At 72.8% G+C, this 19,054-nt stretch carries 18 protein-coding genes and 1 pseudogene; 13 read left to right on the top strand and 6 right to left on the bottom strand.

Annotated features, from left to right (window positions below; genetic code table 11):
* The first annotated feature begins 34 nt into the window (after window positions 1–34).
* Both hutU and HTZ77_RS43130 read left to right on the top strand, forming a co-directional pair.
* Entirely contained in the window at window positions 35–1,684 is a 1,650-nt protein-coding gene (gene hutU, locus HTZ77_RS43135; protein ID WP_175595588.1) for a urocanate hydratase, read from the top strand.
* Window positions 1,685–1,803: 119 nt separating this feature from the next.
* A complete protein-coding gene (locus HTZ77_RS43130) occupies window positions 1,804–2,634 on the top strand; it encodes a MurR/RpiR family transcriptional regulator (protein ID WP_328809104.1) in 831 nt (276 codons plus the stop codon).
* 17 nt (window positions 2,635–2,651) lie between these two features.
* Here HTZ77_RS43130 and HTZ77_RS43125 read toward each other — a convergent pair whose 3' ends face one another.
* From HTZ77_RS43125 to HTZ77_RS43115, 3 genes are read right to left on the bottom strand one after another with little or no spacing between them, the layout of a single operon-like run.
* The gene (locus HTZ77_RS43125) at window positions 2,652–3,398 is read right to left on the bottom strand and encodes an ABC transporter permease (protein WP_175595587.1); all 747 of its coding nucleotides are present in this window, start codon (window positions 3,396–3,398) and stop codon (window positions 2,652–2,654) included.
* Window positions 3,395–4,351: an ATP-binding cassette domain-containing protein gene (locus HTZ77_RS43120; protein ID WP_205304680.1), complete on the bottom strand. Its 957-nt coding sequence runs from the start codon at window positions 4,349–4,351 to the stop codon at window positions 3,395–3,397. Before HTZ77_RS43120 ends, HTZ77_RS43125 begins: the two co-directional genes overlap by 4 nt.
* Before the next feature lie 11 nt (window positions 4,352–4,362).
* The gene (locus HTZ77_RS43115; RefSeq protein WP_175595586.1) at window positions 4,363–4,917 is read right to left on the bottom strand and encodes a PadR family transcriptional regulator; all 555 of its coding nucleotides are present in this window, start codon (window positions 4,915–4,917) and stop codon (window positions 4,363–4,365) included.
* A gap of 53 nt (window positions 4,918–4,970) precedes the next feature.
* On the opposite strand from HTZ77_RS43115, the gene HTZ77_RS43110 reads away from it, so the two are divergent.
* The 5 genes from HTZ77_RS43110 to HTZ77_RS43090 all read left to right on the top strand — a co-directional run bounded on the left by HTZ77_RS43110 (window position 4,971) and on the right by HTZ77_RS43090 (window position 10,488).
* Window positions 4,971–5,657: an SDR family oxidoreductase gene (locus HTZ77_RS43110; RefSeq protein WP_175595585.1), complete on the top strand. Its 687-nt coding sequence runs from the start codon at window positions 4,971–4,973 to the stop codon at window positions 5,655–5,657.
* Window positions 5,658–5,706: 49 nt separating this feature from the next.
* Window positions 5,707–6,933, top strand: a complete 1,227-nt coding sequence (locus HTZ77_RS43105) for an allantoate amidohydrolase (RefSeq protein WP_175595584.1) — start codon at window positions 5,707–5,709, stop codon at window positions 6,931–6,933.
* Window positions 6,924–8,249: a formimidoylglutamate deiminase gene (locus tag HTZ77_RS43100; RefSeq protein ID WP_175595583.1), complete on the top strand. Its 1,326-nt coding sequence runs from the start codon at window positions 6,924–6,926 to the stop codon at window positions 8,247–8,249. Before HTZ77_RS43105 ends, HTZ77_RS43100 begins: the two co-directional genes overlap by 10 nt.
* 46 nt (window positions 8,250–8,295) lie before the next feature.
* Window positions 8,296–9,480: an imidazolonepropionase gene (gene hutI, locus HTZ77_RS43095; protein WP_175595582.1), complete on the top strand. Its 1,185-nt coding sequence runs from the start codon at window positions 8,296–8,298 to the stop codon at window positions 9,478–9,480.
* A 66-nt stretch (window positions 9,481–9,546) separates the two neighbouring features.
* Complete coding sequence (locus HTZ77_RS43090) at window positions 9,547–10,488, top strand: sigma-70 family RNA polymerase sigma factor (RefSeq protein ID WP_175595581.1); 942 nt, start codon at window positions 9,547–9,549, stop codon at window positions 10,486–10,488.
* 42 nt (window positions 10,489–10,530) lie between these two features.
* Here HTZ77_RS43090 and HTZ77_RS43085 read toward each other — a convergent pair whose 3' ends face one another.
* Window positions 10,531–11,103, bottom strand: a complete 573-nt coding sequence (locus HTZ77_RS43085; RefSeq protein WP_175595580.1) for a TetR/AcrR family transcriptional regulator — start codon at window positions 11,101–11,103, stop codon at window positions 10,531–10,533.
* A 100-nt stretch (window positions 11,104–11,203) separates the two neighbouring features.
* On the opposite strand from HTZ77_RS43085, the gene HTZ77_RS43080 reads away from it, so the two are divergent.
* Window positions 11,204–12,058, top strand: a complete 855-nt coding sequence (locus HTZ77_RS43080) for an alpha/beta fold hydrolase (protein ID WP_175595579.1) — start codon at window positions 11,204–11,206, stop codon at window positions 12,056–12,058.
* Here the strand turns inward: HTZ77_RS43080 and HTZ77_RS43075 are convergent.
* The gene (locus HTZ77_RS43075; RefSeq protein WP_175595578.1) at window positions 12,036–12,407 is read right to left on the bottom strand and encodes a nuclear transport factor 2 family protein; all 372 of its coding nucleotides are present in this window, start codon (window positions 12,405–12,407) and stop codon (window positions 12,036–12,038) included. The genes HTZ77_RS43080 and HTZ77_RS43075 overlap by 23 nt on opposite strands.
* 61 nt (window positions 12,408–12,468) lie before the next feature.
* On the opposite strand from HTZ77_RS43075, the gene HTZ77_RS43070 reads away from it, so the two are divergent.
* Together HTZ77_RS43070 and HTZ77_RS48900 are read left to right on the top strand one after the other, a co-directional pair.
* Window positions 12,469–13,170, top strand: coding sequence for a CGNR zinc finger domain-containing protein (locus tag HTZ77_RS43070; RefSeq protein WP_328809103.1), 702 nt, complete (start codon window positions 12,469–12,471; stop codon window positions 13,168–13,170).
* Complete coding sequence (locus HTZ77_RS48900; RefSeq protein ID WP_407940647.1) at window positions 13,053–13,586, top strand: helix-turn-helix domain-containing protein; 534 nt, start codon at window positions 13,053–13,055, stop codon at window positions 13,584–13,586. The genes HTZ77_RS43070 and HTZ77_RS48900 overlap by 118 nt, the downstream gene beginning before the upstream one ends.
* A 262-nt stretch (window positions 13,587–13,848) precedes the next feature.
* Here HTZ77_RS48900 and HTZ77_RS43060 read toward each other — a convergent pair whose 3' ends face one another.
* Window positions 13,849–14,775 carry an ABC transporter substrate-binding protein gene (locus tag HTZ77_RS43060; RefSeq protein WP_175595577.1) on the bottom strand — a complete coding sequence of 309 codons (927 nt, stop codon included), beginning with the start codon at window positions 14,773–14,775 and terminating at the stop codon, window positions 13,849–13,851.
* A 198-nt stretch (window positions 14,776–14,973) separates the two neighbouring features.
* Between HTZ77_RS43060 and HTZ77_RS43055 the strand changes: the two genes are divergently transcribed.
* The 3 genes and pseudogenes from HTZ77_RS43055 to HTZ77_RS43045 form a co-directional block, all read left to right on the top strand.
* Entirely contained in the window at window positions 14,974–16,287 is a 1,314-nt protein-coding gene (locus HTZ77_RS43055; protein ID WP_175595576.1) for an ammonium transporter, read from the top strand.
* Complete coding sequence (locus HTZ77_RS43050; RefSeq protein WP_175595575.1) at window positions 16,284–16,622, top strand: P-II family nitrogen regulator; 339 nt, start codon at window positions 16,284–16,286, stop codon at window positions 16,620–16,622. Before HTZ77_RS43055 ends, HTZ77_RS43050 begins: the two co-directional genes overlap by 4 nt.
* Window positions 16,623–16,723: 101 nt before the next feature.
* Window positions 16,724–19,012, top strand: a pseudogene (locus HTZ77_RS43045) ([protein-PII] uridylyltransferase); the annotation flags it as partial.
* Between the last annotated feature and the right edge of the window lie 42 nt (window positions 19,013–19,054).

Genomic DNA, 19,054 nt, shown 5'->3' with positions numbered 1-19,054 from the left:
AGACAAAGATGAATGCCTTCATTCAGGAGGTCGCATGAGCCGCATCGTGCGCGCGCCGCGAGGCACCACGCTCACCGCGAAGGGGTGGCCCCAGGAGGCCGCCCTCCGGATGCTCCAGAACAACCTGGATCCGGAGGTGGCCGAGCACCCCGAGCAGCTGGTCGTCTACGGCGGTTCGGGCCGGGCGGCGCGCGACTGGCCGTCGTTCGACGCGCTGGTCAGGACGCTGACGACGTTGGAGGGCGACGAGACGCTGCTCGTCCAGTCCGGACGCCCGGTCGGGGTGTTCCGCACCCACGAGTGGGCGCCGCGCGTCCTCATCGCCAACTCCAACCTGGTGCCCGACTGGGCGAACTGGGAGGAGTTCCGGCGGCTGGAGGCGGCCGGGCTCACCATGTACGGGCAGATGACCGCGGGCTCGTGGATCTACATCGGCACGCAGGGCATCCTGCAGGGCACGTACGAGACGTTCGCCGCCGTGGCCGAGAAGAAGTTCGGCGGGTCGCTGGCCGGGACGATCACGCTCACGGCGGGTCTCGGCGGCATGGGCGGCGCCCAGCCGCTGTCCGTCACCCTCAACGGCGGCGTCGTCATCTGCGTCGACTGCGACCCCCGCTCGGTGTCGCGTCGCATCGAGCACCGCTACCTCGACGTCCAGGCGTCCTCGATGGACGAGGCGCTGCGCCTGGCCTACGAGGCGCGCGACGCCCGCCGGCCGCTGTCCATCGGCGTCGTCGCCAACGCCGCCGAGGCCGTGCCCGAGCTGCTGGCGCGCGGCGCCGAGATCGACATCGTCACCGACCAGACCTCGGCCCACGACCCGCTCATGTACCTGCCGGTCGGCGTCGCGTTCGAGGACATGGCGACCGAGCGCGACAAGGACCCGGCCGCCTTCACCCGCCGCGCCCGCGAGTCGATGGCCCGGCACGTCGAGGCCATGGTCGGCTTCAAGGACGCCGGGGCCGAGGTGTTCGACTACGGCAACTCCATCCGGGGCGAGGCGCAGCTGGCCGGCTACGAGCGGGCCTTCGACTTCCCCGGCTTCGTGCCGGCCTACATCCGGCCGCTGTTCTGCGAGGGCAAGGGCCCGTTCCGGTGGGCGGCGCTGAGCGGCGACCCGGCCGACATCGCCGCCACCGACCGCGCCATCCTCGACCTGTTCCCGGACAACGAGCCGCTGGCGCGGTGGATCCGCGCCGCCGGGGAGAAGGTCCACTTCCAGGGGCTGCCCGCGCGCATCTGCTGGCTCGGGTACGGCGAGCGGCACCTGGCGGGCGAGCGGTTCAACGACATGGTGGCCTCCGGGGAGCTGCAGGCGCCGGTCGTCATCGGCCGCGACCACCTCGACAGCGGGTCGGTCGCCTCGCCGTACCGCGAGACCGAGGCGATGGCCGACGGCTCCGACGCGATCGCCGACTGGCCGCTGCTGAACGCCATGCTCAACACCGCCTCGGGCGCGGCCTGGGTGTCGATCCACCACGGCGGCGGCGTCGGCATCGGCCGCTCGATCCACGCGGGCCAGGTCACGGTGGCCGACGGCACGGCCCTGGCCCGCGAGAAGGTCAACCGCGTGCTGACCAACGACCCGGGCACGGGCGTGATGCGGCACGTGGACGCCGGCTACGACGAGGCGGCGCAGGTCGCGCAGGAGCGCGGCGTGCGTATCCCGATGCGGGAGTCCTGACGGCGCCGTCGGCGGCCGTTCCCGACCCTTCCGGAACAGGGGGCGGGAACGGCCGCCGTGGCGGCGCCCGATGGTGCCAGGGATGAGAATGCGGCCCGCGTGGTGTTAGAGGTGGCGTGGTGGGTGGATATCACGGCGCGATGGAGCCGCTGCTCAACGGCCGGAGGCTGTCGCCCGTGCAGCGCAGGATCGCCCATTACCTGTCGGAGCATCTCGACGAGGCCATCTTCCTGTCCAGCGTCGAACTGGCCGAACGGGCGGGAGTGAGCCAGCCGTCGGTGACCCGTTTCGCCGTGGTGCTGGGCTTCGCCGGCTACCCGGAGCTGCGGCAGGCGCTGCGGCCGATGGTGATGGGCGGCGCGGTCGAGGCGCCGCAGGGCAGCCTGCTGCGCGGCGCCATCGACAACGAGGTCCGCAACCTCACCCTGCTGCGCGAGCGCCTGGCGTCGCTGCCGCTCAAGGAGGCGGGGGAGGCGCTGGCCGCGACCGAGCCGCTGGTCGTCCTCGGGCTGCGCGTCTCGTCGGGGCTCGCCACCACGCTCGCCTACTACGCCCGCCGCATCCACCCCGACGTGCGGCTGCTCACACATGGCGGGTCGGAGCTGGCCGACGGCCTGCACGCCGCCCGCCGGGCCGGGGCCGAGTGGGTGGTGGCGGTGCTGCTGCCCCGCTACCCGGTGGAGGCGGTCCAGGCTCTGGAGTACGCGGGCAAGCTCGGCCTGCGTACGGCCGTCATCACCGACAAGCCGGGCTTCCCCGCCGAGATCGTGCTGGACGCGCCCGTGGGCGACCGGCTGGTTTTCGACTCCCACGCGGCGCCGCTGGCCCTGGCCATGGCCCTGGTGGAGGCCATGGCCGACGCGGCGCCGCTGCGCACCCAGGCGCGGCTGGAGGAGTACGAGCGGATGACCGACGAGACCGGGACGTTCGTCCAGGGCGACCCCGCGTAACGGGACGCGAGCGGGAGTCAGCCGGCGATCGCGCGCAGGGAGCGTACGGACCAGGTGACCGTGAGCGCCGACAGCACGAGCATGATGCCGAACGCCAGCGGGACCGACGGGTCGGCCAGGTGCCCGGCGAACAGCGCCCGCCCCGCCACCACCGGGTGGTACATCGGGTTGAACAGCGCGACCTTCTGCATCCACTCGGGCGCCAGCGTCATCGGCAGCAGCGCGCCCGACAGCAGCATGATGGGCAGGGCGAAGAACTGCATGGTCTGGGCCATGCCGTTCTCGTCGCGCAGCGACAGGGCCAGGCCGTAGCCGATGCCGGAGGCGAACAGCCCGGTCACGGCGACGAGCAGCACGGTCAGGACCAGGCCCGGCAGGCTCGCCCGCATCCCCATGGCCAGGGCGATGAGGAGGACCGCGACGGACTGGGCCACCAGCACCACCCCGTCGCGCAGGGTGCGGCCGAGCACGATCGACGGGCGCCAGGCGGGGCTGACCGCGATGCGCTCCAGCACGCCGCTGCGCAGCTCGTAGATCATGCCGTAGCCGACGCCGATCGCGCCGAACAGCGCGGTGATCACCAGCATGCCCGGCGCGAACGAGGTGAGCGCGGCGGCCATCGACCGCCCGGACGAGCCCGCCACCAGGGGACCGAACAGCAGCAGGTACACGACCGGCTGGACGATGCCGAACAGCGGCCAGATCGGGTTGCGGAAGGTGTTGCGCAGCTCGTGGCCCAGGAAGAGCAGGGTGTGGCGGATCACGCGGCGGCTCCCGTGTCACGCAGCGAACGGCCGGTCTTGGCCAGGAAGACGTCGTCCAGGGTGGAGCGCTCCAGCGAGATCGAGGTCAGGCCGAGGCCGTGCTCCTCCAGGACGCGCAGCATGGCGGGCAGGGCCCGCTCACCGTCGTCCACGTACACGCGCAGCACCTCGTCGTCGACGCGGGTCTCGCGGGCGTACGGCTTGAGCTTCTCGGCGGCCGGCTCGGGGTCGCCGACCCGCAGGGTCACCACGTCGCCGGAGACCTCGCGTTTGAGCTCGGACGGGGTGCCCTGCGCGACGACCAGGCCGTGGTCGATGATGGCCAGGCGGTCGCAGAGCGCGTCGGCCTCGTCCAGGTAGTGGGTGCTGAGCAGGACGCTGGTGCCGCGTTCGCGCAACTCGCGGATGCGGTTCCAGAGGTTGGCCCGGTTCTGCGGGTCGAGCCCGGTGGTCGGCTCGTCCAGGAAGAGCAGCGGCGGGCTGTGGACGAGGCCGAGGGCGATGGCCACGCGCCGTCTCTGGCCGCCCGAAAGGGTGCGGGCGGGCCGGTCGGCCACCTCGGACAGGTCGAAGCGGTCCAGCACGTCGGCCGTCGCCTCGCTCGCGCGGGCGAGCCCGTGGACACGCGCGGCCATCATGATCTGGGCGCGTGGCGTGGTGTTCTCCTCGACGCCGCCGGCCTGGCTGACGTAGCCGAGGCGGGCGCGGATCCGGCCGGGTTCGGTGAGCAGGTCGTGGCCGGCGACGGTGGCCGTGCCGGCGTCGGGGGCGATCAGCGTGGCCAGCATCCTGATCGTGGTGGTCTTGCCGGCGCCGTTCGGGCCGAGGACGCCGAAGATCTCCCCGGTCTCGACGGCGAGGTCGACGCCGCGTACGGCCTCGACGGTCTGGATGGCGCCGCGGCGGCCCCGGGTGGTGAAGGTCTTGCGTAAGCCGTGCGCGTCAATGATCATCTGTTGTTCCCTCAAGGTAGTTCGTCGGCCTCCACCCGCGGGATCGCCTTCTCGGCCCAGTCGAGCTGGGCGGCGTACATGGCGGCGGTGAGGCGGAGGTTCTCGTCCACGTGCTGGGGCGCGCCGTAGCGCTGCTTGGCGCCGAAGATGTGCTCGATCATGGTGATGTTCATGCGGAGCTGCTGGATCCTGCTGTGCAGGCCGTCGAGCAGCTCCTCCTTGCTGAGGCGGTCCATGAAGCTGAGCGCCACCTGGAACGGGTCGACGATCGGCTTGACCTCGTGCCAGGAGGTGAGCAGCTGCCGTTGGAACTCCAGCCGGCCGGGCTCGGTGATCCGGTAGACCGCCTTGGCGCCCTTGGTGCGGCCGCCGGTGCTCTCGGGTTCGGTCACGATCTCCAGCAGGCCCTCGTCGGCCATCTTGGCCAGGCCGTGGTAGATCGAGCCGAAGGCCACGTTGGCCCAGGAGTCCGCGCCCATCACCTCCAGCCGTCTGCGGACCTGGTAACCGTTCATCGGCTCGTCGAGCAACGTGCCGAGGATGAGAATGCGGGTCGACGTCGACATGCTCAAGTTTGTGTTCAAATTTGAGTGTCTGTCAAGGTCGTAAACTGCTGCGCATGACCGAACGACCGACGGCGCTGGTCACCGGCGCCTCCCGGGGAGTGGGCGAGGCCGTCGCCCGGGCGCTGGCGCCCACGCACCACGTCCTGCTCGGTGGCCGCGACGCCGAGGCCCTGGACAAGCTGGCCGGCGAGCTGCCCGACGCCCGGCCGTGGCCCGTCGAGCTGACCGGGGTCGGCCCCGCCGACGTCGCCGGCGTGGAGCGGCTCGACCTGCTCGTCCACAGCGCCGGCGTCGCCCTGCTCGGGCGCGTCGCGGAGCTGACCGCCGACACCTGGCGGCGCACGATGGAGATCAACGTCGTGGCCGTGGCCGAGCTGACCCGCCTGCTGCTGCCCGCGCTGCGCGCCGCCCGCGGGCACGTGATCTGCGTCAACTCGGGCGCGGGGCAGCGCGCCAACCCCAACTGGGGGGCGTACGCGGCCAGCAAGTTCGCCCTGCGGGCCTTCGCCGACGCGCTGCGCCTGGAGGAGCAGGAGCTGCGGGTGACGACCGTCTACCCGGGCCGCGTCGACACCGACATGCAGCGCAGCGTGCGCGACCAGGAGGGCGGCGCGTACGAGCCGGACCGGTACCTGCGCGCCGACACCGTCGCCCGCGCCGTGCTGGCCGCCGTCAACGCCGGCCCGGACGCCCACCTCACCGAGATCACGCTGCGTCCCAGCGAGGGCCCGGTCAACTGACTGATCACCCCCCTCCCCGCTGAATGGCTTCATTCACTACAGTGGCACCATGCTTGACGACCTCGCGCGCATCGGACACGACCCCTCCACCAACGGTTACGTCAGGGACGCCTGGTCGGCCGCCGACCTGGAGCTGCGCGAGTGGTTCAGGGGCGAGGCCGGCCGGCTCGGGCTCGACCTGCGCGAGGACCGCAACGGCAACCTGTGGGCGTGGTGGGGCGACCCGTCGCGCGAGCCGGGCGTCGTCACGGGCAGCCACCTCGACTCCGTGCGCCAGGGCGGCGCCTTCGACGGGCCGCTCGGCGTGGTCTCCGCCTTCGCCGCACTCGACGTGCTGCGGCGCCGGGGCGTGCGGCCCGCCAGGCCGCTGGGCGTGGCCTGCTTCACCGACGAGGAGGGCGCCCGGTTCGGCGTGCCGTGCGTCGGGTCGCGGCTGCTGACCGGGGCGCTCGCCCCCGACCGGGCGCTCGGGCTGACCGACGACGCCGGCGACACGCTCGCCGACGTCCTCACCAGGGCCGGCCGCCGGCCGGGCGACCTGGGCAAGGACGACGAGACCCTGGCGATGGTCGGCACGTTCGTGGAGCTCCACGTCGAGCAGGGCCGCGGACTGGCCGCCACGGGCAGCCCGGTCGGCGTCGCGAGCGCGATCTGGCCGCACGGCCGCTGGCGCTTCGACTTCCGCGGCCGGGCCGACCACGCGGGCACCACCCGGCTGGAGGACCGCGACGACCCGATGCTGCCGTTCGCCCGCATGGTGCTCGCGGCCCGCGAGGCGGCGGTCCGGCGCGGCGTGGTCGCGACCGTGGGCCGGGCCCGGATCTCGCCGGGCAACACCAACGCCGTGCCCGGCCTGGTGTCGGCCTGGCTCGACGCCCGGGGGGCCGCCGAGGCGGATGTGCGGGCGCTGGTGGCCGAGCTCGCCGAAGGCGCCGGGGTGGAGGCGGCCGAGGAGTCGTGGACGCCGGTCGTGGACTTCGAGGCGGGGCTCCGCGACCACCTGGCCGCCGTAGCCGGCCGCGCCCTCGCCGACCGGGAAGCGGCGCCCGGAGAGGTCCGCGACCGCGCGCGGGCGGAGGTGGCGCCCGTGCCGGTGCTGGCGACCGGGGCCGGGCACGACGCCGGGATCCTCGCGGCGGCCGGCGTGCCCACCGCGATGCTGTTCGTCCGCAATCCCAGCGGCGTGTCCCACTCGCCCGAGGAGCACGCCGACTCCGCCGACTGCGAGGCCGGGGTGGCCGCGCTCGCGAGCGTCCTGGAGGACCTGTGCCGCTGACGTACTGGTGCGAGCACGCCTGGCTGCCCGACGGCGTCGCCGACGGCGTGCTCGTCGAGATCGACGGCGAGCGGATCGCCCGGGTGACCCGCGGCGAGCCCGCCGGGGCCGAACGGCTCCCCGGGCTCACCGTCCCGGGCCTGGCCAACGCCCACTCGCACGCCTTCCACCGGGCCCTGCGCGGCGTCACCCAGACGGGCCGGGGCGACTTCTGGACGTGGCGCGAGCAGATGTACGGCGTCGCCGCCCGCCTCGACCCCGACGGCTATCTCGCGCTGGCCCGCGCCGTCTACGCCGAGATGGCGCTGGCCGGGATCACCTGCGTCGGCGAGTTCCACTACCTGCACCACGGGCCGGACGGGCGGCCGTACGACGACCCCAACGTCATGGGCCACGCGCTGGTCGAGGCGGCCCGCGAGGCCGGGCTGCGGATCGCGCTGCTCGACGCCTGCTACCTGACGGGCGGGTTCGGCGAACCGCTGTCGGGCGCGCAGATCCGCTTCGGTGACGGCGACTCCGAGCGGTGGGCGGTGCGGGCCGAGGCCCTGGCCGCCGCCTACGAGGGGCGGGCCGACGTGGAGATCGGGGCGGCCGTCCACTCCGTGCGCGCGGTGCCGCCGGAACACGTTCCCGTGGTGGCCGAGTTCTCCCACCGGCACGCCGCGCCGCTGCACGCCCACGTCTCCGAGCAGGTGGCGGAGAACGCGGCGTGCGTCGAGATGTACGCCGCCACCCCCGTACGGATCCTGCACGAGCACGGCGCGCTCGGCCCGCGCTCCACCGCCGTCCACGCCACCCACCTGACCGAGGTGGACGTCGAGCTGCTCGGCCGGTCCGGCACCCACGTCTGCATGTGCCCCACCACCGAGCGCGACCTCGCCGACGGCATCGGCCCGGCCCGTTCCCTGTTCGACCGGGGGGCGCCGATCACGCTCGGCTCCGACAGCCACGCCGTGATCGACCTGTTCGAGGAGGCGCGGGCCGTCGAGCTGGACGAGCGGCTGGCCAGCCACCGGCGCGGCCACTGGCGGGCCGCCGAGCTGCTGACCGCCGCCACCGCCGCGGGCCACACCTCGCTCGGGTTCCCGGACGCGGGGATGCTCGTGCCGGGCGCGTGGGCCGACCTGGTGACGGTGCGCCTCGACACGGTCCGCACGGCCGGCGCGGGGGCGACGCCGGAGGCCGTGGTGTACGCGGCGACGGCGGCCGACGTCCACTCGGTGATCTCGGGGGGCCGCCGCGTGGTGAGCGACGGGCGGCACGTGCTGGGCGACGTGGGCGCCATGCTGGCCGAGACGATCGAGCGGTTGCGGTGACGCGGATGTGCGGGACGACGGGCGGGAACGCCAGGGGAGGGACGCCATGACGGCGACGCTGATCGACGGGATCGGGCTGCTCTACACGGCCGACCCGGAGCGCGAGGAGATCCGGGACGCGGCGCTCGTCGCCGAGGACGGGCGCGTCGCCTGGGTGGGGCCCGCCGCCGAGGCGCCCCACGCCGACCGGCGCGTGGACGCCGGGGGCCGGTGCGTCGTCCCGGGGTTCGTGGACAGCCACGCGCACCTCGTCTTCGCCGGCGACCGGACCGCCGAGTTCGAGGCCCGCATGTCCGGCCGCCCGTACTCCGCGGGCGGCATCAGGTCCACGGTCGAGGCCACACGGCGGGCCGGCGACGCCGAGCTGGCCACCCACGCCGCCGCCCTCGTGGCCGAGATGCTCGCGCAGGGCACCACCACGGTCGAGATCAAGAGCGGCTACGGCCTGAGCGTCGAGGACGAGCGGCGCTCGCTGGAGATCGCGACCGGGCTGACCGACGAGACGACGTTCCTCGGGGCGCACGTGGTGCCGGCCGGCGCGTCGGCCGACGACTACGTGCGGCTGGTCACGGGGGAGATGCTGGCGGCCTGCGCGCCGTACGCCAAGTGGGTGGACGTCTTCTGCGAGCGGGGGGCCTTCGACGGCGACCAGACGCGGGAGATCCTGCGGGCCGGGATCGCGGCCGGGCTCCAGGCGCGGGTGCACGCGGCCCAGCTCGGCCCCGGCCCCGGCGTGCTGATCGCCTGCGAGCTGGGGGCGGCCTCGGCCGACCACTGCACGCACCTGACCGACGCCGACGTGGACGCGCTCGCCTCCTCCGGCACGGTCGCGACGCTCCTGCCGGGGGCGGAGTTCTCCACCCGCTCCCCGTACCCCGACGCGCGGCGGCTCATCGACGCCGGAGTGACCGTCGCCCTGGCCACCGACTGCAACCCCGGCTCGTCGTTCACCTCCTCCATGCCGTTCTGCGTGGCGCTGGCCGTGCGGGAGATGGGGATGACGCCGCTGGAGGCGGTGCGGGCGGCCACCTACGGCGGGGCGCGCGCGCTGCGCCGGACGGACGTAGGCTGGCTGCGTCCGGGGGCCCGGGCCGATCTCGTGGTCCTCGACGCGCCCTCGTACGTACACCTCGCCTACCGGCCCGGCGTCCCCCTCGTTCACCAGGTCTTCCAGGCCGGTCTCCTCCTTGAGGAGGACACCCAGAACCGTCCGCTGGTCGTACCCCTTTAGGGAATCTTTGCATCTCGCCGGACGTTGCCGGGTTATACACGCAGCTGCGGAACGAGGTGCCTGGGGATGGCAAGGCCTACGGGGAGTCGCACGCAGGAGCAGCACGTCGCCGAGCGCGATCTGCTGGGGACCTATCTGGCCGAGATCGGCAGGGTCCCGCTGCTCACGGCGGAGGAGGAGGTCGAGCTCGCCAAGCGCATCGAGGCGGGCCTCTTCGCCGAGCAGCTGCTCGACAGCGGGGGCTCGGAGCCGCGGATCGGGGACGCGGCCGACGAGGAGCTGGAGCGCCTGGCGGTGTCCGGCCGGCGGGCGAAGGACGAGTTCATCCAGGCCAACCTGCGGCTGGTCGTCGCGGTGGCCCGGAAGTACTCGGGGCGGGGCATGCCGCTGATCGACCTGGTCCAGGAGGGCAACCTGGGGCTGGTCCGGGCGGTGGAGAAGTTCGACTACAAGCGGGGCTACAAGTTCTCGACGTACGCCACGTGGTGGATCCGGCAGTCGGTGGGGCGGGCCATCCACGAGCAGGCGCGGCCGGTGCGGCTGCCCACGCACGCCGGTGAGCAGATGACCCGGCTGATGCGGGTGCGGCGCGACATGCTGGCCGAGTTCGACGTCGAGCCCACCGACGACGACCTCGCGGAGATCCTGGAGCTGCCCATCGAGCGGGTGCGCGAACTGCGCCGCTGGGCCTCCGACCCGGTGTCGCTCCAGCTCGGCGTGGGCGACGAGGACGAGACCGAACTGGGCGACATGATCGCCGACGAGACCTGGGCCGACCCGGAGCAGCAGGCCATCGACATCCTGGAGCGCGAGCGGCTCGACGAGTGGCTGACCGGCCTGGAGGGCGACACGCGCGACATGCTGCGCTGGCGCTACGGGCTGGTCGACGGGCGCGAGCACACGCTGACCGAGGTGGGCGAGCGTTACGGCATCGGCCGCGACCGCGCCCGCCGCATCGAGCGCGACGCGCTGGCGCGGCTGCGCCGCATGGCCACCGCCGCCGCCTGACCCGTCCGCCGCCTCCTCGGCCCTGCCCGGCCTGTCCGGTGTTCAGGGCGTCGGGCCGAGGACGCGGCGGAGGAAGTCCTCCAGGGCGGCCTCGGCCGCCTCGGGGCCGCCGCCGCGCGCCACCAGCAGCGCGCTCTCGTTGATGGCGGCCAGCAGCATGTGCGCGTGCAGGTCGGTGAACTCCTCCGGCACCGCCCTGGCCGCCTGGAGCGCCGCCTTCAGCATCCCGAACGCGTACCGCTCCTCCATGGCCCGCCAGCGCTCCCAGCCGAGCACCGAGGGCGCGTCGATCAGCACGATGCGGCGCACCACCGGGTCGCCCGCCAGCCGCATCCACTCCAGGCAGCCCGTCACCAGGGCCTGACGGGGATCCTCGACGCCCCGCACCGAGGCGACGATCGCCCGGCCCACCTCCGCCTCCACGGCCTCCAGCACCGCCTCGAACAGCGCGTCCTTGCCCGCGTAGTGGTGGTAGAGGGCGCCCCGGCTCAGGCCGGACTCGTGCAGCACGGCCTCGATCGAGGTGCCCTCGTAGCCGTGCTCGGCGAACAGGCGGCGGGCGATGGCGACCACCTTCTCGCGCGTGGCCACGCCGCGCTGCGCCCTGAGACTCATGCCCCCACTCTAGACATACCGACTCTCGGTCGGTTATTTTCCAGACCGACAGTCGGTCTGTTTCGCGGCCCCTGAGGCCCCCGGTGGAGTGGAGGACGCCATGGCCAAGATCGCCGGCCTGACGTACGTGGACGAGGGCGAAGGGCCCGTGGCGCTGTTCCTGCACGGGGTGGGCACCAGCTCGCACCTGTGGCGGCACGTCATCGCCGAGCTGCGCGGCGAGCGCCGCTGCGTGGCGCCCGACCTGCCCGTGCACGGCGGCAGCGACCTCCGCGAGGACCTGTCGCTGCCGGCGCTCGCGGACGCGATCGAGGAGTTCTGCGCCGAGCTGGGGCTCGGCCCGGTCGACCTGGTCGCCAACGACACGGGCGGCGCCGTCGCCCAGCAGCTCGCGGTCCGCCACCCCGCGCGGCTGCGCACGCTCACGCTCACCAACTGCGACGTCCACGACGACACGCCGCCCCCGGCGTTCCGGCCGACGGTCGAGCTGGCCGAGCGCGGGGAGCTGGCCGGGCTCGTCGGAGTCGTGCTCGATCAGCCGGAGCTGCTCTCGGCCACCGCGTACGGCCAGAGCTACGAGCGCATCGGCGACCCGGCGGCGGTCGTCGAGGCGTACCTGCGGCCCATTCTCGGCAAGCCGGGCGGCGGTGAGGCGTTCGAAAGGCTGCTGACCTCGATCGACGCCAAGGACATGATCGCCATCGAGCCGGCGCTCACCCTGCTGGCCGTGCCCGCGCTCGTGGTGTGGGGCACGGGCGACGTGTTCTTCGAGACGCGGTGGGCGCGGTGGCTGCGCGACACGATCCCCGGCGTCAGGAAGGTCGTGGAGATCGAGGGCGGGCGGCTGTTCTTCCCCGAGGAGCGGGCCGCCGAGCTGGTGCCCCACCTGCGGGCCTTCTGGGAGTCCGAGCGTGCGACCGCGGCGGGATCGGTCAGTGCTCGGGGGCGGGGGTGATCTGGAAGTGCGCGGCCTTCCACTCGCCGTCCCGGCGCACCAGGGAGGTCGTCGCGTAGACGCGCATGGTCCGCTCGGTGGTGCCGCCCACGAGCATGTCGATCTCGACGGTGCTGGTGTGGATCGCGCTGTCCTCGGTCAGCATGATCACCTTGTGGTCGGACTGGTCGGTCCGTGTGTACGGGTTCTGGTTCTCGGCGAAGCCCTTGAGGATGGTGTCGCGGTCGGTCACCACGCCCCAGGGGGAGACGCTGTGGACGTCCTCGGTGAGGAAGCGGTCGTAGAAGGCGGCGTCGCCGTTCCGGTTGGCCTCCCACGCCTTTTCGGTCAGCGCGATCAGCTCGTCCATGGGGGATCTCCTTCGGTCAGGTGACACCGGTTTAAGTGGTGTCAAGTGTTACAGTGTCCTGGTGGAAGACGCAAGCGGGATGCTGCTGACGGGCGGGGACGGGCAGCGGTTCAGGTTCGACGCGGGCACGCTGTGCCTGGAGTTCCTGCTCAGCGGGGCCGTGGAGCCGTGGGAGCTGCTGCGCGAGCCCGCCGACCTGGCGGCGTGGGTCCCCCTGACGCGGCTCGGGATCGAGGGGCCGGTGACGGTGGGGCGGGGTGACCTGACGGCGGCCAGGAGGCTGCGGGCCGCGATCTGGCGGCTGGCCGTGCGGTCCGCCGGGGCCGAGGGCGTCCCGGGGGTCCCGGCCCCGATCGAGGACCCGCCCGAGGACCCGATCCGGGAGGCGGGCCCGCCCGAGGGCCCGATCCGGGAGGCGGGCCCGCCCGAGGGCCCGATCCAGGAGGCAGACCTGCCGGTCGGCGGGGGCGAGGACGATCTGCGCGTGCTGAACGCCGCCGCCTCCGCGCCGCCGCCCGTGCCGGTGATCGGGGCGGGCCTGGAACGCGGCTGGGCGTACCCCGTGACGGCCTCGCAGTTCCTGTCGGCCGTGGCCCGGGACGCCATCGACCTGTTCAGCGGCCCACGGGCCGCGCGGGTGCGCATGTGCGCGGGGGGCAACTGCTATCTGATCTTCCTCGACACCTCACGCCCGGGCGCCCGCCGCTGGTGCTCGATGAGCCGCTGCGGCAACCGCCAGAAGCTCCGCACCCGCCGCTCGTAGCTCGATGTACTGACGCACGATCGTGCGGTGATGCTCCGTCGGCCGATCCAGCGAAGTGGGAGCCTGGCCGGAGTTCGCCGGTACGGATTTCGCTGTGCCCGGCCATACTCCACCGCAAGGATGAGCTCGTGCGGTTGCGGCACTCCTTCCGGTTGGACCCGACCCCGAGTCGGCGGATCGCGCCGGCTCGCGCGTTCGGGTGCGCCCGGGTGGTGTTCAACGACGCCTCGCGTTACGCCGGGCGGCGCACTCCCGAGGGCTGCCGTTCGTCAGCGACGGTGAGTTGTCCAAGCGGGTCATCACGCAGGCCAAACAGACTTCCGAACGCGCCTGGCTGGGCGAGGTGTCCGCGGTGGTGTTGCAGCAGGCATTGGCCGACGCCTGCGCGGCCTACCGCAACTTCTTCACCAGCGTGAGCGGCAGACGGAAAGGACCGAAGATCGCCCCGCCCCGGTTCCGGTCCCGCCGCGACAGCCGGCAGCACAACCAGGCGTCCGCGCTCGGCATGGCGCCCCAGCCGTGCGCCGGCGCGTACGCCCGCGTGCTGCGTCCGGGCCGGGTCGCGACGGGCGACCCGGTGCGGCTGCGCGTCCCCCGAGACCCGCGCGGGCCGGCCGGCCGCAGCAGGTCACGCAGATCCAGGGGTGCCGGGAAAGGCCCGGGGATGACGGGAAAGGCTCAGACGAGCGGGGTCAGGCGGGTGTCGAGGTCGTCGAGGATCTTGCCGGCGGCCGTGACCCCGATGCCGAGCATCCAGATCTCGTCGTCCACGTTGTAGGCGTGCCCCGCCTTGACGGCCGCGAGGTTCTTCCACAGGGGCCCGCCGGTCACCGCCGCCTGGCTCTTGGCGGCCGCCTCGCCGTACGCGCTGTAGAAGACGGCGTCGGCGTCGGCCTGGGCGATGTTCTCCTGGCTGAGCTTGCCGAAGCGCTTGTCGGCCTGACCGGTCAGCATCTGCGTCTCGGGCCGCGGGATGCCCGCGTCGCCGACCACGATGCCGCTGAACGACTCGGGACCGTACATGCGGATCTCCGTCGGCATGAAGCGCACGATGCTCACCTTCAGCGCGGTGAACTTGGCGCCGACCTGCTTGGCCCGCGCCTCGTACGCCGACAGCAGCTCGGCGGCCCGCTCCTTCTTGCCCAGGGCCTCGGCGTCGAGCAGGAAGTTCTGCTTCCAGGTGACGCCGACCTTCTCGGTGAACACCGTGGGCGCGATCTTGCTGAGCTTGTCGTAGAAGGCGGCCTGGCGGAACTTGGTGCCGAGGATCAGGTCCGGCTTCAGCGCCATGATGGCTTCGAGGTTGAGCTGCTGGAGCGTGCCCACGGGCTTGGTGGCCGACAGGGCGGAGCCGAGGTACTTCGGCCAGGCCTGGCTCTCGGCCGCCTGCGCCGCGCCCACCGGCGTCAGGCCGAGCGACACCATCGTGTCGAGCTTGTCGGTGTCGAGCACCACGACCCGCTTGGGCTCCGCCGGGACCTTCGTCTCGCCCATGGCGTGCTTGACGGTCCGCGTCGGACCGGAGTCCTGGGATGGGGTGGAGGCGCCGCAGGCGGTGAGGGCGAGCAGGGGGAGCAGGGCCGCGGCGGCCAGGCGGAGACGCATGTGGGTTCCTTGATCGTTTAGGTAAGGCAAACCTAAGTCTAGTGCCCGTCATGTCCGGAACGCCGGGTGTGAAAAGGCCGAAACAACCGCGAAACACCACTGAGGCGAGATTCACGAACGTGAAACACGCCTGGTCGAGCCATGAAACCGCGGACGAACACGCTGTGGCCACACGTCATATGTAAGGAGGGTCGCGTCGTGAAGATCGATAGCGGCACGACTGCCTGGATGCTCACGGCCACCGCGCTGGTACTGCTGATGACTCCGGGCCTCGCGTTCTTCTACGGGGGCATGACCAGGGCCAAGAGCGTCCTGAACATGATGATGATGTCGTTCGTCGCCATCATCACCGTGACGATCGCCTGGGTGCTCTACGGGCACTCGCTGGCGTTCAGCGACAATTCCATGTCGTGGCTGAACCAGTTCGTCGGGGGCCTCGACCACGTCGGTCTGCAGAGCCTCGTCGACACGGCCACCAAGAGCGACGGCACGGGCATGCCCAGCCTGGTCTTCTCGGCCTTCCAGCTGACGTTCGCCATCATCACGGTCGCCCTGATCAGCGGCGCGATCGCGGACCGCGCGAAGTTCGGCGCCTGGGTGCTGTTCAGCTTCATCTGGGCGACGATCGTGTACTTCCCCGTCGCCCACTGGGTCTGGGGCACCGGCTGGCTGAACACCCTCGGCATCGAGGACTTCGCCGGCGGCACGGTCGTCCACATCAACGCCGGCGCCGCCGCGCTCGCCCTCGCGCTCGTCCTCGGCAAGCGCAAGGGCTGGCGCAAGGAGCCGATGCGCCCGCACAACCTCACGCTGGTGCTGCTCGGCGCCGGTCTGCTGTGGTTCGGCTGGTTCGGCTTCAACGCCGGCTCCGAGCTGGCGGTGGACGGCACGGCCGGCCTGGCGTTCATGAACACCCAGATCGCCACCGCCGTCGCGGCCGGCGCCTGGCTCGTCGTCGAGAAGATGCGCGACGGCCACGCCACCAGCCTCGGCGTCGCCTCCGGCGCGGTCGCCGGCCTGGTCGCCATCACCCCCGCCTGCGGCTTCGTGGACCCCTGGGCCGCGATGCTCATCGGCCTGATCGCCGGCGCGGTCTGCGCCTTCGCCGTCGGCCTGAAGTACAAGATCGACGTCGACGACTCCCTCGACGTGGTCGGCGTCCACCTGGTGGGCGGCGTCATCGGCGCCGTCTCCCTCGGCTTCCTGGCCGCCTACCCCTTCCTGGAGCAGCAGAACAAGGGCCTGTTCTACGGCGGGGGCCTGACCCAGCTCGGCCTCCAGGTGCTCGGCCCGGTCGCCATCGGCGGCTACTCCTTCATCGTCACCTGGGTCGTCGGCAAGATCATCGACAAGGTGATGGGCTTCCGGGTCTCGGCCGAGGAAGAGGTCACCGGCATCGACATCACCACCCACGCCGAGACCGGGTACGACCTCGGCACCGTCCACGCCTCCGGCGTGGCATCCCCCAACGGGCCCGCCGTCACCCCGGCGCCTAAGAAGGTGGACGCATGAGACTCATCACCGCGGTCATCAAGCCCTTCAAGCTCGATGACGTGAAGGCCGCCCTGGAGCAGTTCGGCATCAAGGGCATGACGGTCAGCGAGGCCAGCGGGTACGGCCGGCAGCGCGGCCACACCGAGGTCTACCGGGGCGCCGAGTACCAGGTGGACCTGGTGCCGAAGGTCCGGCTGGAGGTGCTGGCGGACGAGGACGACGCCGACGACGTGATCGACGTCATCGTCAAGGCGGCCCAGACCGGGAAGATCGGCGACGGCAAGGTCTGGTCGGTGCCCGTGGACACGGTGATCCGCGTCCGCACCGGCGAGCGCGGCCCCGACGCCCTGTAGGCGCCACCGCGGGTCCGGCGCGGACGCGAGAGCCCGCGCCGGACCGGCGGGTCACACCGGACCGGCGGGTCACAGCGAACCGGCAAGGCGCGCCGGACCGGCAAGTCACGGCAGATCGGCAAGCGAGACGAGGGCGTCCGGACGGAGCCCGAAGAGAGGACGTCTTGAGGGGAGAAGCTCGCTCGTACGCCGCGGCGCGCAAGGAGCGGGCCGCGGACACGGACCGCTGGCTGAAGGACCTCTTCCGCACGGCGAGCGACGGCGACGGCGTCTCCCTGGTCGCCGTCGGCAGCCTGGGACGCGGCGAACTGGCCCCGGGCAGCGACCTCGACCTGGTGCTGCTGCACGGAGGCCGGGACGACGTCGGCAGGATCGCCGACCGTGTCTGGTACCCCGTCTGGGACTCCGGCGTCGGCCTCGACCACTCGGTGCGTACCGTCGAGGAGGCCGTGGCGGTCGCCCGCGACGACCTGAAGGCGGTCCTCGGCCTCATCCAGGCCCGGCACGTGGCCGGAGACCCGGAGCTGACGCGGAAGGCCAGGGAGGCGGTGCTCGCCGAGTGGCGCGCCGACTCCCGGCGCCGGCTCGGCGAGCTGCGCGAGGCGGCCGACAAGCGGGCCCAGACCAGCGGCGAGGTCGCCTTCCTCCTCGAACCCGACCTCAAGGACGGCCGCGGCGGCCTGCGCGACCTCCAGGCCATGCAGGCCGTGGCCGCCGCCTGGGTGGCCTCGGCGCCGGGGCCGCGGGCCCGCGAGGCGTACGAGTTCATCCTGGACGTGCGGCACGCGCTGCACGTCGTCACCGCCCGGGGGGCCGACCGGCTCGTCCTGCAGGAGCAGGAGGCCGTCGCCGGGCTGCTCGGCCTGCTCGACGCCGAGGCGCTGATGCGCCGGCTCGCGGAGGCCGGCCGGACGATCTCCCACGCGTTCGACGTGACCTGGCGCACGGTTGACAGGCTGGTGTCAGGACCGGCCCCGAGAGGGCGCCGGCCGCTGGCCGACGGCGTCGTCGAGCACGGCGGCGAGGTGGTGCTGGCCCGGGGCGCCGACCCCCGCAAGGACCCGCTGCTGGTGCTGCGCGCCGCCGCCGCGGCGGCCGACTCCGGGCTGCCGCTGGCGCCCGCGACGATGTCCGTCCTCGCAGCTCAGTCGCCTCCGCTGCCGGTGCCGTGGCCGGACGACGCCCGCGACGCGCTGGTGTCGATCCTGGGGGCCGGCCGGGCGGCCGTGCCCGTCTGGGAGGAGCTCGACCAGGCCGGCATCCTTGTCAAGATTCTTCCTGACTGGGAACGCGTGCGCCACCGCCCCCAGCGCAACCCCATCCACCGCTTCACCGTCGACCGGCACCTCATCGAGGCCGCGGCGAACGCCGCCAGTCACACGCGCGAGGTGTCGCGGCCCGACCTGCTGCTGATCGCGGCGCTGCTGCACGACATCGGCAAGGGCTGGCCCGGCGACCACTCGGCCACGGGGGAGGTCGTGGTACGCGACATCGCCGCCCGCATCGGCCTGCCCCCCGCGGACGGGGAGATCCTGGCCACGGTGGTGCGCCATCATCTCCTGCTGCCCGAGACGGCGACCCGGCGCGACCTCGACGACCCCGTGACGATCGAGAAGGTCGCGGGCACGGTCGGCTCCCGTGAGGTGCTGGACCTGCTGGCGGCCCTGGCGGTCGCCGACGGCCACGCCACCGGACCGGCCGCCTGGAACGCCTGGAAGGCGGGCCTGGTCGCCGATCTCGTACGCCGGGTCCGCTCCGTCCTGTCGGGCGCACCGCCGCCCAGGGCGCCCTCCCTGTCGGCCGAGCAGGCCGCCCTGGCCCGGCACGGGGGCGGCGCCGTGCGCGTCAACGGAGGAGCGGTCACCGTGGTCGCCCCCGACCGGATCGGGCTGCTGTGGAGCGCAGCGGGCGTGCTCGCCGCGCACCGCATGATCGTCCGGTCGGCGTCGGCGGCCTCCGCGGGATCCACGGCGGTGATCGAGTTCTCCGTCGTTCCCGAGTACGGCTCGCCGCCGGACCCGGCCACGCTGGAAGCCGACCTCCGGCTCGTCCTTGCAGGCCGTCTTGACATCGAGCAACGCCTGGCCCGTCGGAACCGGTATATGAGGGCGCCTCGCGTTCCGGTCGCCCCACCCCGTGTGACCTTGGTGGACGACGCCTCCGCGACCGCCACGGTGGTCGAAGTCAGGGCCCATGACAGGCCTGGACTGCTGTGGCGCATCGGACGGGCGTTCGGGGAGTGCGGTCTTGACGTGAGAGCTGCTCGCGTGGAGACTCTCGGCGCGGAGGCGGTGGACGTCTTCTATGTGGTCGATCGCGCCGGACGTCCTCTCAGTGACGACGCGCAGCGGGGCCAGGTCCGCGATCAGGTGCTGGCGGCACTGCGCTAAACCACTCACGACGGACGGGTCACATATGTAACGATTGCATCC

This window comes from Nonomuraea montanisoli, assembly GCF_013363975.1.
In the GTDB taxonomy this organism is placed as follows: Bacteria; Actinomycetota; Actinomycetes; order Streptosporangiales; family Streptosporangiaceae; genus Nonomuraea; species Nonomuraea montanisoli.
Note: the sequence above shows the minus strand (reverse complement) of the source record. Positions and strands in the feature narration are given on the sequence as shown.

Coding starts and splice junctions, on each gene's coding strand:
- HTZ77_RS43120 (WP_205304680.1), bottom strand. CDS start 4,351: ATGATCATTGACGCGCACGGCTTACGCAAGACCTTCACCACCCGGGGC.
- HTZ77_RS43105 (WP_175595584.1), top strand. CDS start 5,707: ATGCTTGACGACCTCGCGCGCATCGGACACGACCCCTCCACCAACGGT.
- HTZ77_RS43110 (WP_175595585.1), top strand. CDS start 4,971: ATGACCGAACGACCGACGGCGCTGGTCACCGGCGCCTCCCGGGGAGTG.
- HTZ77_RS43075 (WP_175595578.1), bottom strand. CDS start 12,407: ATGGACGAGCTGATCGCGCTGACCGAAAAGGCGTGGGAGGCCAACCGG.
- hutI (WP_175595582.1), top strand. CDS start 8,296: ATGACGGCGACGCTGATCGACGGGATCGGGCTGCTCTACACGGCCGAC.
- HTZ77_RS43080 (WP_175595579.1), top strand. CDS start 11,204: ATGGCCAAGATCGCCGGCCTGACGTACGTGGACGAGGGCGAAGGGCCC.
- hutU (WP_175595588.1), top strand. CDS start 35: ATGAGCCGCATCGTGCGCGCGCCGCGAGGCACCACGCTCACCGCGAAG.
- HTZ77_RS43050 (WP_175595575.1), top strand. CDS start 16,284: ATGAGACTCATCACCGCGGTCATCAAGCCCTTCAAGCTCGATGACGTG.
- HTZ77_RS43090 (WP_175595581.1), top strand. CDS start 9,547: ATGGCAAGGCCTACGGGGAGTCGCACGCAGGAGCAGCACGTCGCCGAG.
- HTZ77_RS43085 (WP_175595580.1), bottom strand. CDS start 11,103: ATGAGTCTCAGGGCGCAGCGCGGCGTGGCCACGCGCGAGAAGGTGGTC.
- HTZ77_RS43060 (WP_175595577.1), bottom strand. CDS start 14,775: ATGCGTCTCCGCCTGGCCGCCGCGGCCCTGCTCCCCCTGCTCGCCCTC.
- HTZ77_RS43115 (WP_175595586.1), bottom strand. CDS start 4,917: ATGTCGACGTCGACCCGCATTCTCATCCTCGGCACGTTGCTCGACGAG.